Annotated in this window: 14 protein-coding genes; 9 read left to right on the forward strand and 5 right to left on the reverse strand. The window is 56.0% G+C overall.

Going from position 1 to position 14,523, the window contains the following annotated elements; translation table 11 throughout:
- The first annotated feature begins 205 nt into the window (after positions 1-205).
- Together ghxP and OGX80_RS12090 are read left to right on the forward strand one after the other, a co-directional pair.
- Positions 206-1,555: a guanine/hypoxanthine transporter GhxP gene (gene ghxP, locus OGX80_RS12085; RefSeq protein WP_024130830.1), complete on the forward strand. Its 1,350-nt coding sequence runs from the start codon at positions 206-208 to the stop codon at positions 1,553-1,555.
- Between the two features lie 152 nt (positions 1,556-1,707).
- Positions 1,708-3,354, forward strand: a complete 1,647-nt coding sequence (locus tag OGX80_RS12090; RefSeq protein WP_049011571.1) for a Na+/H+ antiporter — start codon at positions 1,708-1,710, stop codon at positions 3,352-3,354.
- Here OGX80_RS12090 and OGX80_RS12095 read toward each other — a convergent pair.
- On the reverse strand, positions 3,348-3,506 hold the full coding sequence (locus OGX80_RS12095; RefSeq protein ID WP_155645612.1) for a hypothetical protein: 159 nt from the start codon (positions 3,504-3,506) through the stop codon (positions 3,348-3,350). The two genes, OGX80_RS12090 and OGX80_RS12095, sit on opposite strands and share 7 nt — an antisense overlap.
- A 47-nt stretch (positions 3,507-3,553) precedes the next feature.
- On the opposite strand from OGX80_RS12095, the gene OGX80_RS12100 reads away from it, so the two are divergent.
- Positions 3,554-4,048 carry an REP-associated tyrosine transposase gene (locus tag OGX80_RS12100; RefSeq protein ID WP_049011572.1) on the forward strand — a complete coding sequence of 165 codons (495 nt, stop codon included), beginning with the start codon at positions 3,554-3,556 and terminating at the stop codon, positions 4,046-4,048.
- Positions 4,049-4,170: 122 nt separating this feature from the next.
- On the opposite strand, the gene OGX80_RS12105 is transcribed toward OGX80_RS12100, so the two are convergent.
- Positions 4,171-5,058: a LysR family transcriptional regulator gene (locus tag OGX80_RS12105; RefSeq protein WP_012134592.1), complete on the reverse strand. Its 888-nt coding sequence runs from the start codon at positions 5,056-5,058 to the stop codon at positions 4,171-4,173.
- 103 nt (positions 5,059-5,161) lie between these two features.
- On the opposite strand from OGX80_RS12105, the gene OGX80_RS12110 reads away from it, so the two are divergent.
- Positions 5,162-5,572 (forward strand): CidA/LrgA family protein, encoded by a 411-nt coding sequence (locus OGX80_RS12110; RefSeq protein ID WP_012134591.1) that lies wholly within the window; start codon positions 5,162-5,164, stop codon positions 5,570-5,572.
- A complete protein-coding gene (locus tag OGX80_RS12115) occupies positions 5,565-6,254 on the forward strand; it encodes an LrgB family protein (RefSeq protein WP_012134590.1) in 690 nt (229 codons plus the stop codon). The genes OGX80_RS12110 and OGX80_RS12115 overlap by 8 nt, the downstream gene beginning before the upstream one ends.
- A 39-nt stretch (positions 6,255-6,293) precedes the next feature.
- Here the strand turns inward: OGX80_RS12115 and actP are convergent, their stop codons facing one another.
- From actP to acs, 3 genes are all read right to left on the reverse strand, one after another.
- Positions 6,294-7,943 (reverse strand): cation/acetate symporter ActP, encoded by a 1,650-nt coding sequence (gene actP, locus OGX80_RS12120; RefSeq protein ID WP_012134589.1) that lies wholly within the window; start codon positions 7,941-7,943, stop codon positions 6,294-6,296.
- Complete coding sequence (locus OGX80_RS12125) at positions 7,940-8,254, reverse strand: DUF485 domain-containing protein (RefSeq protein WP_024130828.1); 315 nt, start codon at positions 8,252-8,254, stop codon at positions 7,940-7,942. Before OGX80_RS12125 ends, actP begins: the two co-directional genes overlap by 4 nt.
- 136 nt (positions 8,255-8,390) lie before the next feature.
- Complete coding sequence (acs, locus tag OGX80_RS12130) at positions 8,391-10,349, reverse strand: acetate--CoA ligase (protein WP_012134587.1); 1,959 nt, start codon at positions 10,347-10,349, stop codon at positions 8,391-8,393.
- 435 nt (positions 10,350-10,784) lie between these two features.
- Here acs and nrfA point away from each other — a divergent pair, with 435 nt between their 5' ends.
- The 4 genes from nrfA (at position 10,785) to nrfD (ending at position 14,521) form a co-directional block, all read left to right on the forward strand.
- Positions 10,785-12,221, forward strand: coding sequence for an ammonia-forming nitrite reductase cytochrome c552 subunit (gene nrfA / locus OGX80_RS12135; RefSeq protein WP_012134584.1), 1,437 nt, complete (start codon positions 10,785-10,787; stop codon positions 12,219-12,221).
- A 112-nt stretch (positions 12,222-12,333) separates the two neighbouring features.
- Positions 12,334-12,900, forward strand: coding sequence for a cytochrome c nitrite reductase pentaheme subunit (nrfB, locus tag OGX80_RS12140; protein ID WP_024130827.1), 567 nt, complete (start codon positions 12,334-12,336; stop codon positions 12,898-12,900).
- On the forward strand, positions 12,897-13,568 hold the full coding sequence (gene nrfC / locus OGX80_RS12145) for a cytochrome c nitrite reductase Fe-S protein (protein WP_012134582.1): 672 nt from the start codon (positions 12,897-12,899) through the stop codon (positions 13,566-13,568). The genes nrfB and nrfC overlap by 4 nt, the downstream gene beginning before the upstream one ends.
- Positions 13,565-14,521: a cytochrome c nitrite reductase subunit NrfD gene (nrfD, locus tag OGX80_RS12150; RefSeq protein WP_012134581.1), complete on the forward strand. Its 957-nt coding sequence runs from the start codon at positions 13,565-13,567 to the stop codon at positions 14,519-14,521. Before nrfC ends, nrfD begins: the two co-directional genes overlap by 4 nt.
- The last annotated feature ends 2 nt before the right edge of the window (positions 14,522-14,523 follow it).

Consider the following 14,523-nt stretch of genomic DNA (forward strand, 5'->3'; position numbering starts at 1 on the left):
AAAGTTTAGTTGAAAAGCCCCGTATTATCGCTGGATAATCGTTTGCTTTTTTTACTACCCGTTTTGTATGCGCGGAGTTAAACGTTTGCTTTTTTGCGACACCCCTTATTGTTGCAAACGTAGCACAAGGAGATGACGTTTCGCTGGCAGTGGATTGTCCACCACGCATACTCGACGAAAAATAAACTCTCAGGGGATGTTTTCTATGTCTACGCCTTCAGCGCGTACCGGCGGTTCACTCGACGCCTGGTTTAAAATTTCACACCGTGGAAGCACCGTCCGTCAGGAAGTGGTTGCCGGATTAACGACTTTCCTGGCGATGGTCTACTCCGTTATCGTGGTTCCGGGGATGCTGGGTAAAGCCGGATTCCCGCCTGCCGCCGTATTTGTGGCGACCTGCCTGGTGGCTGGCGTCGGTTCTATTGTTATGGGTCTGTGGGCGAACCTGCCGTTGGCTATCGGTTGCGCCATCTCGCTGACCGCCTTCACCGCGTTTAGCCTGGTGCTGGGTCAGCACATTAGCGTTCCGGTAGCGTTGGGTGCGGTATTCCTGATGGGCGTGCTGTTTACCATCATCTCGGCGACCGGTATCCGTAGCTGGATCCTGCGCAATCTGCCGCATGGCGTGGCGCACGGCACCGGCATCGGTATCGGCCTGTTCCTGTTGCTGATCGCCGCGAATGGCGTGGGTCTGGTGATTAAGAACCCGCTGGACGGTCTGCCGGTCGCGCTGGGTAACTTTGATTCTTTCCCGGTTATCATGTCGCTGATTGGTCTGGCGGTCATTATCGGCCTGGAAAAACTGAAGGTGCCGGGCGGCATTCTGCTGACCATTATTGGTATTTCGGTTGTGGGTTTGATCTTCGATCCATCCGTCCATTTCTCCGGCTTTTTTGCTATGCCGTCTTTAAGTGATGAACACGGCAACTCGCTGATTGGCAGCCTGGATATTATGGGCGCGCTGAACCCGATCGTCCTGCCGAGCGTGCTGGCGCTGGTGATGACCGCTGTTTTCGACGCCACCGGCACGATTCGCGCGGTCGCTGGCCAGGCGAACCTGCTGGATAAAGACGGGCAGATTATCGATGGCGGCAAAGCGCTGACCACCGACTCCCTGAGCAGCGTGTTCTCTGGTCTGGTTGGCGCAGCGCCTGCGGCGGTATACATTGAATCGGCGGCGGGTACGGCGGCAGGCGGTAAAACGGGTCTGACGGCGATCACCGTCGGCGTCCTGTTCCTGCTGATCCTGTTCCTCTCTCCGCTCTCTTATCTGGTTCCGGTCTACGCGACCGCGCCCGCGCTGATGTACGTCGGTCTGCTGATGCTGAGCAACGTGGCGAAAATCGACTTCGCTGACTTTGTGGATGCGATGGCGGGTCTGATCACGGCGGTGTTTATCGTCCTGACCTGCAACATCGTAACCGGCATTATGATTGGTTTTGCTACGCTGGTGATCGGCCGCATTGTGTCGGGAGAATGGCGTAAGCTGAACGTCGGCACCGTGGTGATTGCCGTAGCGCTGGTCGCCTTCTATGCGGGCGGCTGGGCTATCTGATTCCTGGCGTCCTCTAAAAACGGGTGGCTTTTGCCGCCCGTTTTTATTTTCAGGACACATCCCGTTGTCTTTTGCGTTACTCTGAGGAAGATAGAATTGAGGCACGACGCCTCACGTTTTAAAACATAAGAAATATCGCAAACAGGGAACGCATGGAAATCTTCTTCACAATACTCATCATGACCCTTGTGGTCTCGCTGTCGGGGGTATTTACTCGTGTATTGCCCTTCCAGCTTCCTTTACCCCTCATGCAAATCGCCATTGGCGCGCTGCTGGCATGGCCGACGTTTGGTTTGCATGTGGAATTTGACCCTGAACTGTTCCTGGTGCTGTTTATTCCGCCGCTGTTGTTCGCAGACGGCTGGAAAACGCCGACCCGGGAGTTTCTCGAACATGGGCGAGAGATTTTCGGCCTGGCGCTGGCGCTGGTGCTGGTTACGGTGGTCGGAATTGGCTTTATGATTTACTGGCTGGTGCCGGGTATTCCGCTGATACCGGCCTTCGCGCTGGCTGCCGTACTGTCGCCGACCGATGCGGTTGCGCTTTCCGGCATTGTCGGCGAGGGGCGCATTCCGAAGAAAATTATGGGCATCCTGCAAGGCGAGGCGTTGATGAACGACGCGTCCGGCCTGGTGTCGTTGAAATTTGCCGTCGCAGTGGCGATGGGGACGATGGTGTTTACCGTCGGCGGGGCGACGGTGGAGTTCTTCAAAGTCGCAGTGGGCGGTATTCTGGCGGGCTTTGTCGTCAGTTGGTTATACGGTCGCTCCCTGCGTTTCCTGAGCCGTTGGGGCGGGGATGAGCCAGCGACGCAAATCGTCCTGCTGTTCCTGCTGCCGTTCGCCTCCTACCTGATTGCGGAACATATCGGCGTATCCGGCATTCTTGCCGCTGTGGCGGCCGGGATGACCATCACCCGCTCCGGCGTTATGCGTCGCGCGCCGCTGGCGATGCGTCTGCGCGCCAACAGCACCTGGGCGATGCTGGAGTTTGTCTTTAACGGCATGGTCTTTCTGCTGTTGGGTCTGCAACTGCCAGGGATTCTGGAGTCGTCGCTGGTGGCGGCGGAAGCCGATCCCAACGTTGAAACCTGGATGCTGTTCACCGATATCGTGCTGATTTATGCCGCGCTGATGCTGGTGCGCTTTGGCTGGCTGTGGACGATGAAGAACTTCAGTAATCGCTTCCTGAAGAAAAAGCCGATGGAGTTTGGCGCCTGGACGATGCGTGAAATCCTCATCGCCTCCTTTGCGGGGGTACGCGGGGCGATTACGCTGGCCGGTGTGCTCTCTATCCCGCTATTGTTGCCGGATGGTAACGGCTTCCCGGCGCGCTATGAGCTGGTATTCCTTGCGGCGGGCGTGATTTTGTTCTCGCTGTTTGTGGGGGTCGTGATGCTGCCGATTCTGCTGCAACATCTGGAAGTGGGCGATCACTCACAGCAGCAGAAAGAGGAGCGAATCGCCCGCGCCGCCACGGCGGAAGTGGCGATTGTCGCGATTCAGAAGATGGAAGAGCGTCTGGCGGCGGATACCGAAGAGAACATCGATAACCAGTTGCTCACCGAGGTCAGCTCCCGCGTGATTGGTAACCTGCGTCGCCGCGCCGATGGGCGTAACGATGTGGAAAGCTCAATGCAGGAAGAGAACCTCGAACGGCGCTTCCGCCTGGCGGCGCTACGCTCGGAACGTGCAGAGTTGTACCACCTGCGCGCGACGCGTGAGATCAGTAACGAAACCCTGCAAAAACTGCTGCATGACCTGGATTTGCTGGAAGCATTGTTGATCGAAAATCAGTAAGCACCCGTATCGCCCGGTGGCGCTTCGCTTACCGGGCCTACAGGGGGTGGAAATTGCCCGGTGGCGCTTTGCTTGCCGGGCCTACAGGGGGCGATATTGCCTGGCGGCGCAACAATTTTGCGAGCCGTTTTCCTGAATTTACCTCTGCTCATTGCTGGCTTTCTCCTTTTCCCTCTACGCTCGGAGAAAAGGAGCCAACATGTCCAACTATCGTCGTTATTACATTAATGGTGGAACGTGGTTTTTCACCGTTAATCTTCAGGATCGTAAAAGCGGTCTTCTTACGTCCCATATCCATGCGCTTCGTCATGCCATCGCCAGCGTTAAACAGCGTAAACCTTTTCATATCAACGCTTGGGTTGTATTACCCGAACATATGCATTGTGTATGGACCCTTCCTGAAAACGAGCACGATTTCTCCTCTCGCTGGCGCGAAATTAAAAAACATTTCTCTAAATCGCTGGGTTTGCGTCAGGTCTGGCAACCTCGATTCTGGGAACACACGATTCGGGATGAATACGATTATCGCCAGCATGTTGATTATAGTTATATCAATCCGGTTAAACATGCCTGGGTTAAACAGGTAAAGGATTGGCCCTTTTCAACATTTCATCGCGATGTTCGCCACGGGATATACCCTGCGGATTGGGCGGGAGAGATTACCGGGCTTAATGTTGGTGAACGCGGTGATTAAATTGCCCGGTGGCGCTTTGCTTACCGGGCCTACAGGGGTGGAAATTGCCCGGTGGCGGGCCTACAAAATGTACTCCCGTAGGCCGGATAAGGCGCTTGCGCCGCCATCCGGCGAGCGAGGCGTTATTCCTGCGTTAACCAGAACCCTTCGCAACACGTCAACCACGCTCTGGCGCTGTGGGACAAATAAACGCCTTCGCGCCAGATCATGCCCAACTGCCAGCGTAAATCACTCTCCAGCGGGAGCCAGCGCAGGGTTTGTTTATCCAGCCGTTGGCAAATCGGCTCCGGCAAAATCGCAATTCCGACGCCGGCCTGCACCATAGCGGCCAGGAAATCCCACTGACCGCTGCGTACCGCAATACGCGGCTTCACATCATGCTGCTTAAAAAGCCGCATCAGCTGGCGATTCAACGCAAAATCTTCGTTGTAGATAAGCAGAGGATGCTCCGCCAGCGCTTCGGGGGAAATCGACTCGCACGCCATCCACTTACCGGAACGCGGCACCAGCACGCATAGCGGGTGGCTGAACAGCGGCAAGGTCGTCAGTCCGCTCTCTTCCTCCACCGGCAGCGCGGTCATCGCCACATCCAGCTCGCCGTTCATTACCGCCTGCTGTACCGTCAAGCCGCCAAATTCTGCAATCTTCAGTTCCACACCCGGATAACGCTGGCGAAACAGGCTAATCGGCCCGGCCATCAACATGCCGACCATCGGCGGGATGCCAAGCCGCAGCAGCCCTTTATTGAGATGGTTAATATCGCCCAGCTCCGCTTCCAGCTGGCGAAATTCAGCAAGGATCGCCAGGCCGCGCTCGAACACCACGCGCCCGGTATCCGTCAGCAGCAGACGTCGCCCATCGCGGATCAGCAGCGTGCAATTAAGCTCATCTTCCAGATTCTTCAGCATCTTGCTGATGGTGGGCTGAGTGACAAATAACTTCTCCGCTGCGCGGGTGAAACTCTGCTGGCGCACCACCTCGACAAAATAACGCAGCGTTCTGATATCCATGATTATTCCTTAAGACTATGCCTGCAATGAGTTTAATTCATTTCAGTAGCGGACGGGTGCTCTCTATACTGGCGTTCCGTTTTATTTTTCAGGACATTCCCTCATGGCTGTGGCGATAAGCCGCGTTACGCCTGCTGTTATGCAACGACTCCAGATACCGGTTCAGGTACTGCTGTATGCAGGTTTATTTGTTTTTGCTCAATATCTTGTTTCATGGCTGCATCTGCCGCTTCCCGCCAATCTGGTTGGGATGGCGCTGATGCTGGCGCTGATTGTCTGTCGGGTGATCCCGCTTAACTGGGTTCGTGCGGGCGCACGCTGGCTGTTGGCGGAGATGCTGTTGTTCTTTGTCCCCGCCGTAGTAGCGGTCGTTAACTATGCGCAACTGCTGTTGATGGACGGCTGGCGCATCTTCGCCGTGATTGCGATCAGCACGCTGATGGTGCTTGGCGCAACCGCATGGGTGGTGGATAACGTGTACCGCTATGAGATGAGCAGGGTAAACCGTGAGTAATTTTCAGCTAAGCGTACTGTGCCTGGTCATCACGCTGGGGATCTATTTCGTCAATAAGCGGCTGTACCGTCGCTTTCGTAAGCTGCCGTTGATGCCGCTGGTGCTCACGCCCGCGCTGTTGGTATTGATACTGGTGTTTGGCCATATCTCCTGGCAGAACTACATTGGCGAATCGCACTGGCTGCTGTGGTTGTTAGGCCCGGCGACCATCGCGTTTGCCGTTCCGGTTTACGATAATCTCGCCATCATTAAACGCCACTGGATGTCGCTGACGGCGGGCGTGGTAACGGCAACCGTGGTGGCGGTCACCAGTTCCGTCTGGCTGGCGCGCCTGTTTACGCTGCCGGATGAGATTCAGCGCAGCCTGGCCGTGCGTTCCGTCACCACGCCATTTGCGCTGGCGGCGGCAGAGCCGCTGGGCGGTCAGCCGGATTTAGTGGCGCTCTTTGTGGTAGTGACTGGCGTGTTCGGGATGGCGGTTGGCGATGCGCTGTTTTTGCGCCTGTCTATTCGTGAAGGAATGGCGAAAGGCGCCGGGTTTGGCGCGGCATCACATGGGGCCGGTACGGCGCGTTCGTATGAACTGGGTCAGCAGGAGGGCGTCGTCGCCAGTCTGGTGATGATGCTGTCCGGTGTGATGATGGTGCTGGCGGCGCCGCTGGTCGCAAAAGTGATGTTCTGATGTTGTCCTCCGACCCGAGGGCCGGAGGAGTGCGCTGAATTAATGCGCGCGGCCTTGCTCAACGCCGTACCCGGTCTGGGAACGGATGAACTGGGCGCGGAACTGCTCACGCTCGCGATTACCTTCCGCAGAATTATCGGTAGCGGAGAAGAACCAGATCCCAATAAAGGCAACGCTGATGGAGAACAGCGCCGGATACTCATACGGGAAGATGGCTTTTTCGTGGCCGAGGATTTGCACCCAAATCGTTGGGCCGAGAACCATCAGCACGACAGCCGTCACCAGGCCTAACCAGCCGCCCATCATCGCGCCGCGCGTGGTCAGCTTCGACCAGTACATGGAGAGCAGGATGATTGGGAAGTTGCAGCTCGCCGCGATGGCAAACGCCAGGCCGACCATGAAGGCGATATTCTGGTTTTCAAACAGCACGCCCAGAATGATGGCAATTACGCCCAGCACCAGTACGGTAATTTTCGATACCCGCAATTCTTCGCGTTCGGTCGCGCCTTTACGAAACACGTTCGCGTACAGGTCATGAGATACCGCCGATGCGCCTGCCAGCGTCAGACCGGCCACGACCGCCAGGATCGTTGCGAAGGCTACCGCAGAGATAAAGCCGAGGAACAGGTTGCCGCCTACCGCGTTCGCCAGATGAACCGCCGCCATGTTGTTGCCGCCGATTAACGCGCCTGCGGCATCTTTATACTCCGGGTTCGCGCCGACCAGCATGATCGCGCCGAAGCCGATAATAAAGGTCAGGATGTAGAAATAACCCATAAAGCCAGTGGCGTAGAACACGCTTTTACGCGCTTCGCGGGCATCGCTGACGGTAAAGAAACGCATCAGAATGTGCGGTAAGCCTGCCGTACCGAACATCAGCCCCAGGCCTAATGACAGCGCGGAGATCGGGTCGTTGACCAGACCGCCAGGGCTCATAATGGCTGAACCTTTCGGGTGTACCGCCATCGCTTCGGTGAACAGGTTGTTGAAGCTAAAGCCGACGTGCTTCATGACCATGAACGCCATAAAGCTGGCGCCGAACAGCAGCAGTACGGCTTTGATAATCTGTACCCATGTCGTTGCCAGCATGCCGCCGAACAGGACGTACATCATCATCAGAACGCCCACCAGCACGACCGCAATGTGGTAGTTCAGACCGAACAACAGCTCGATCAGTTTACCTGCCCCCACCATCTGGGCGATGAGGTAAAGCGCCACGACCACCAGCGAACCACAGGCAGACAGAATGCGGATCGGCCCCTGTTTCAGTCGGTAAGAGGCGACGTCGGCAAAGGTATAGCGACCCAGGTTACGCAAGCGCTCGGCGATCAGGAACAGAATGATAGGCCAGCCCACCAGGAAGCCAAGGGAGTAGATCAGCCCGTCGTAGCCGGAGGTGAACACCAGAGCGGAAATCCCGAGGAACGACGCGGCGGACATATAGTCGCCGGCGATCGCCAGCCCATTCTGGAAGCCGGTAATATTCCCGCCTGCCGTGTAATAGTCGCTGCGTGAACGGACGCGTTTAGAGGCCCAGTAGGTGATGCCGAGCGTAAACACCACGAAAATCAGGAACATAACGATTGCCTGCCAGTTGGTTGGCTGGCGTTCTACTGCACCGCTAATGGCATCCGCTGCGTTTGCAGCGAAGGGTAGTGTGGCGGCAAGCGCCGTCAGGACTCTCTTCATGATGCTTTAACCTCGTGCAGTACGGCGTTGTTAAGACGGTCGAATTCACCATTCGCCCGCCAGATGTAAATACCGGTCAGGATGAAGGAGATCAGAATGACGCCCACCCCAATTGGAATACCCCGGGTGACATTGGTGCCGGCGTGTAGCGGAGTGCCCAGCCAGCCCGGCGCGAAGGCAATCAGTAGAATAAAGCTGATATAAACCGCCAGCATGATGACCGACAGGATGGTGGCAAACCGTTGCCGTTTTTCGACTAACTCCCTGAAACGCGCACTGTCTTCTATCCGTTGATAAATATTGTCATTCATCACAGAGTCTCCAGAGATAAGGTAGGGGGATTTTTTGATTTTGCCGGATGGCGGCTGAAGCCTTATCCGGCCTACAAGCGATGTTGAACCTGTAGGCCCGATAAGCAGCGCGCCATCGGGCATTTCACGGTTAGGGTTATGAAGGCATTGCGATGGCCTGCTTCTCTTCGAGCAGTTTCTCGACCACGCCAGGATCGGCGAGGGTTGAGGTATCGCCCAGATTGCTGGTATCGCCCGCTGCGATTTTGCGCAAAATACGGCGCATGATTTTGCCGGAACGCGTTTTCGGCAGTGAGTCTGTCCAGTGCAGCACGTCCGGTGTTGCCAGCGGGCCAATTTCTTTACGTACCCAGTTGCGTACTTCGGTATACAGCTCCGGCGACGGATCTTCGCCGTGATTCAGCGTGACATAGGCGTAGATGGCCTGGCCTTTGATGTTGTGCGGAATACCGACCACCGCGGCTTCGGCAATCTTCGGATGCGACACCAGCGCGGATTCAATCTCCGCCGTGCCCAGACGATGGCCGGAAACGTTCAGTACGTCATCGACGCGCCCGGTGATCCAGTAGTAACCATCTTCGTCACGACGCGCGCCGTCGCCGCTGAAATACATGTTTTTGAAGGTAGAGAAGTAGGTCTGCTCAAAACGCTCGTGATCGCCAAACAGGGTACGCGCCTGACCCGGCCAGGAGTCGGTAATCACCAGATTGCCTTCGGTCGCCCCTTCCTGCGGGTGGCCTTCGTTATCCACCAGCGCGGGCTGCACGCCAAAGAACGGACGCGTGGCGGAACCGGCTTTCAGTTCAGTCGCGCCGGGCAGCGGCGTGATCATGAATCCGCCGGTTTCGGTCTGCCACCAGGTGTCCACTACCGGGCATTTTTCGTTACCGATCTTCTTCCAGTACCATTCCCACGCTTCCGGGTTGATCGGTTCGCCGACGGAACCGAGGATGCGCAGCGAAGAGCGATCGGTGCCTTCAATCGCCTTATCGCCTTCCGCCATCAGAGCGCGAATAGCGGTTGGGGCGGTGTAGAGAATAGTAACCTGGTGCTTATCCACCACCTGCGCCATCCGCGCTGGCGTCGGCCAGTTTGGCACGCCTTCAAACATCAGGGTGGTTGCGCCGCAGGCCAGCGGCCCATACAGCAGGTAGCTGTGCCCGGTCACCCAGCCTACGTCTGCGGTACACCAGTAGATATCGTCCGGGTGATAGTCAAAGACATACTTAAAGGTGGTGGCGGCATAGACCAGATAGCCGCCGGTGGTATGCAGCACGCCTTTTGGCTTGCCGGTTGAACCGGAGGTGTAGAGGATAAACAGTGGGTCTTCCGCATTCATCTCTTCCGGCTGATGGTCAGCGCTGGATTTCTCAATCACGTCGCTCCACCACAGATCGCGGCCTTCATGCCAGTCGACTTTCCCGCCAGTACGTTTTAAAACCACCACATGTTCAACGCTGTTCACATTCGGGTTTTTCAGCGCATCATCGACGTTCTTTTTCAGCGGGATGCCGCGTCCGGCACGCACGCCTTCATCGGCGGTGATCACCAGACGTGAGCTGGAGTCGATGATTCGCCCGGCAACCGCTTCCGGCGAGAAGCCGCCGAAGATCACCGAATGCACCGCGCCAATGCGCGCGCAGGCCAGCATCGCCACCGCCGCCTCCGGCACCATCGGCATATAAATAGCCACGACGTCGCCTTTCTTAATGCCCAGCTCCAGCAGCGTATTGGCGAAACGACAAACATCGCGATGCAATTCGCGATATGAAATGTGTTTGCTCTGGGTGGCGTCATCGCCTTCCCAGATGATGGCGGTACGGTCGCCGTTTTCTTGCAGATGGCGGTCAAGGCAGTTTGCCGCCAGGTTCAGCGTGCCATCTTCATACCATTTAATCGACACGTTGCCGGGCGCAAAGGAGGTGTTCTTCACTTTTTTATACGGTGTAATCCAGTCGAGAATCTTTCCCTGTTCACCCCAAAAGGTATCTGGCTCGTTAATAGATTGTTGATATTTCGCCTCATACTGCTCCGGGTTTATCAGGCAACGATCCGCAATGTTTGCGGGAATAGCGTGTTTATGTATTTGGCTCATGGCTTTTGTTCTCCTTGTAAGATGTTAATAATATGTCTCACAAAAGTTAAATGTAGGGGCTTTGGCAGTTTTGTTTAGTATTTGCGCGGCAGATCACGCAATAACGGAACTGTGCAAATAAACGGCAAAGTGATTTTTGAAGGAATCTCGCAAAAATGGATTAATACCCGCGATAACATGCAGTTACAGGCGAGTTGTTGAAAAAGTGATCCGCGTCGAATGCTAACGAAAGGAGTAGGTTTAAGGAGAGGTGTATAACTCTAAAGTGGTATTTTACATGCACTTACAATTGATTAAAGACAACATTTTTAATGGGGTTTTTTGTTACACATAGAGGGGAGCAATGTCATGACAGTATTCGTGCGGTTGCTGTTGTGGAAAAACAAAATAAAGAACCGCCATTGAAGGCAATGGCGCAATCTGGATGAGACCTCTATGGCAAGGACAATATTACGCGCACGCCGTTTCTTCAGCCTGATATTACCGTTTTTTTTCATTTCCTCTGTATACGCTGAACAAACGTCCGTTCCCGCAAAGACCGTCACCGTTGAAGCGAAGAATGAAACCTTCGCCCCTCAGCATCCCGATCAATATCTCTCATGGAAAGCGACGTCAGAACAGTCAACGCGTGAAGATGCGCTGGCAGAAGACCCACGTCTGGTGATCCTGTGGGCGGGATACCCCTTCTCGCGTGACTACAATAAGCCGCGCGGGCACGCTTATGCGGTTACCGATGTGCGTGAAACTCTGCGTACCGGCGCACCGAAAAATGCCGAAGATGGCCCATTGCCGATGGCCTGCTGGAGCTGTAAAAGCCCGGATGTGGCGCGTCTGATCCAGAAAGATGGCGAAGACGGCTACTTCCACGGTAAATGGGCGCGCGGCGGCCCGGAAATCGTCAATGCCCTGGGCTGCGCCGACTGCCATAACACCGCCTCAGACGATTTCGCCAAAGGCAAACCGGCGTTAACGCTCTCCCGTCCTTATGCCGAGCGCGCGATGGAAACCATCGGCAAACCGTTTGATAAAGCCAGTCGTTTTGACCAGCAATCTATGGTGTGCGGGCAGTGCCATGTGGAGTACTACTTTGACGGTAAAAACAAAGCCGTCAAATTCCCGTGGGACGAGGGAACAAAAGTCGAGGATATGGAGAAATATTACGACGCCATCGCCTTCTCTGACTGGACAAACCCGCTGTCGAAAACGCCAATGCTGAAAGCGCAGCACCCGGAATATGAAACCTGGAGCGTGGGCATTCACGGCAAGAACAACGTGACCTGTATTGATTGTCACATGCCGAAAGTGCAGAACGCCGAAGGCAAACTCTACACCGACCATAAGATTGGCAATCCGTTTGATAACTTCGCCCAGACCTGCGCCAACTGCCACACCCAGGATAAAGCCTCCCTGCAAAAAGTGGTTGCTGAGCGTAAACAGGCCATTCATGACCTGAAAATCAAGGTTGAAGATCAGTTAGTACACGCGCATTTCGAAGCGAAAGCAGCGTGGGATGCGGGCGCGACAGAAGCGGAAATGAAACCGATTCTGGACGATATTCGTCATGCGCAGTGGCGCTGGGATCTGGCGATTGCCTCGCACGGCATCCATATGCATGCCCCGGATGAAGGTCTGCGTATGCTGGGCGGCGCGATGGATAAAGCGGCGGATGCCCGTACCAAACTGGTGCGTCTGCTGGGCAGTAAAGGCATCACTCATGAAATCCCGCTGCCGGATATCTCCACCAAAGAGAAAGCCCAGAAAGCGATTGGTTTGAACATGCAGCAAATCAACGCCGAGAAGCAGGACTTCATCAAGACGGTGATTCCGCAATGGGAAGATCAGGCGCGTAAAAACGGTCTGTTAAGCCAATAACCTCACATGTGACAAATTTGCCGGATGGCAGCGCAAGCGCTTTATCCGGCCTACGGAAGTCTTGTAGGCCTGATAAGCGTAGCGCCATCAGGCATTATGCAACGGAGTGAATATGAGCGTATTACGTTCGTTATTAACTGCTGGGGTGCTGGCGTCAGGTCTGTTCTGGAGCCTGTGTGGGATAACCGCTACCCCAACGCCGCAGGACTCAGAGCAACGCTGGACGGTCACCCAGCAGCGTAATCCAGATGCTGCTTGTCTGGATTGCCACAAGCCGGATACCGAGGGTATGCACGGTAAGCACGCTTCTGTCGTTAACCCGAACAACAAGCTGCCGGTTACGTGCACCAACTGTCACGGTCAGCCATCGCCTAAACACCGCGAAGGGGTGAAAGATGTGATGCGCTTTAACGACCCGATGTATACGGTAGAGCAGCAGAACAGCGTCTGTATGTCCTGCCACCTGCCTGAGCAGCTGCAAAAAGCGTTCTGGCCGCATGATGTCCATGTGACCAAAGTGGCGTGCGCCAGCTGTCACTCGCTGCATCCACAGCAAGACACGATGCAGACGCTCAATGAGAAAGGACGGATTAAGATTTGCGTCGATTGCCACAGCGATCAGCGCACCAATCCGCACTTTAACCCGGCGTCCGTTCCCTTGCTTAAGGAGCATCCATGAGTTGCTCTCGTCGCCAGTTTATCACCCGCGTCGGCGCGCTGGTGGCGGTCAGCGGAACAGCAGGACGCGTGGTGGCGAAAACGTTGAATATCAACGGTGTGCGTTACGGCATGGTGCATGATGAGTCATTATGCATCGGCTGTACCGCCTGCATGGATGCCTGTCGGGAAGTGAACCAGGTGCCGGAGGGCGTGTCGCGTCTGACGATTATCCGCAGCGAGCCGCAGGGGACGTTTCCTGACGTGAAGTATCAATTCTTCCGTCATTCGTGCCAGCACTGCGACCATGCGCCCTGCGTCGATGTTTGCCCGACCGGGGCCTCATTCCGCGATGCCGCCAGCGGTATCGTTGATGTGAACCCGGATCTGTGCGTCGGCTGCCAGTATTGCATTGCGGCGTGTCCTTATCGCGTACGCTTTATCCATCCGGTCAGCAAGACGGCAGATAAGTGCGATTTCTGCCGGAAAACCAACCTGAAAGCGGGTAAGTTGCCCGCCTGCGTCGAGTCCTGCCCGACAAAGGCGCTGACGTTTGGCAACCTGGACGATCCCAACAGCGATATCTCTCGTCTGCTGCGGCAGAAAACTACCTACCGCTACAAGCTGGCGCTGGGTACGAAACCGAAGGTCTACCGCGTTCCCTTTAAATTTGGGGAGGTGAGCCAATGACGCACGCTTCTGCTTTCCATTTTGAATCGCTGGTGTGGGACTGGCCCATCGCCATCTATCTGTTTCTGATTGGTATTTCTGCCGGGTTAGTGACGCTGGCTATTTTGCTGCGCCGCATTCACCCGGAAGCGGGCGGGGCGGACAGCACGCTGCTGCGTACGACGCTGGTGGTGGGGCCGGGGGCAATTATTCTTGGCCTGCTGATCCTGATCTTTCACCTGACGCGCCCGTGGACCTTCTGGAAACTGATGTTCCACTACAGCTTCACGTCGGTGATGTCGATGGGCGTCATGCTGTTCCAGCTCTATATGGTGGTGCTGGTTCTGTGGCTGGCGAAAATCTTTGAAAAAGAGGTGCTTGCCCTGCAACAGCGCTGGTTGCCGCGTCTGGGGATGGTGCAAAAAGCGTTGACGTTGCTGACGCCGTTCCATCGCCTGCTTGAGACGGTAATGCTGGTGCTGGCGGTACTGCTGGGGGCGTATACCGGCTTCCTGCTGTCGGCGCTGAAGTCCTATCCGTTCCTTAATAACCCGATCCTGCCGGTGCTGTTCCTGTTCTCGGGGATCTCTTCCGGGGCGGCGGTGGCGCTGATTGCGATGGCCTTGCGTCATCGCAGCAATCCGCACAGCACTGAAGCGCATTTTGTGCATCGCATGGAAACGCCGGTCGTCTGGCTGGAAATCTTCCTGCTGGCGGCGTTCTTCGTTGGGCTGGCGTTGGGCGATGACGGTAAAATGCGCGCGCTGACTGCGGCGTTGGGCGGCGGATTCTGGACATGGTGGTTCTGGCTTGGCGTCGCGGGGCTGGGGCTGATTGTGCCAATGCTGCTGAAGCCCTGGGCGAATCGCGGTTCGACGTTTCACGGCGTGCTGGCGGTATGCGGCGCCAGCCTGACCGGTGTCCTGCTGCTGCGCTTTTTCATTCTTTATGCGGGACAGCTAACGGTCGCGTGAGC

Source organism: Citrobacter sp. CK194 (assembly GCF_030333395.1).
Lineage (GTDB): Bacteria > Pseudomonadota > Gammaproteobacteria > Enterobacterales > Enterobacteriaceae > Citrobacter_B > Citrobacter_B koseri.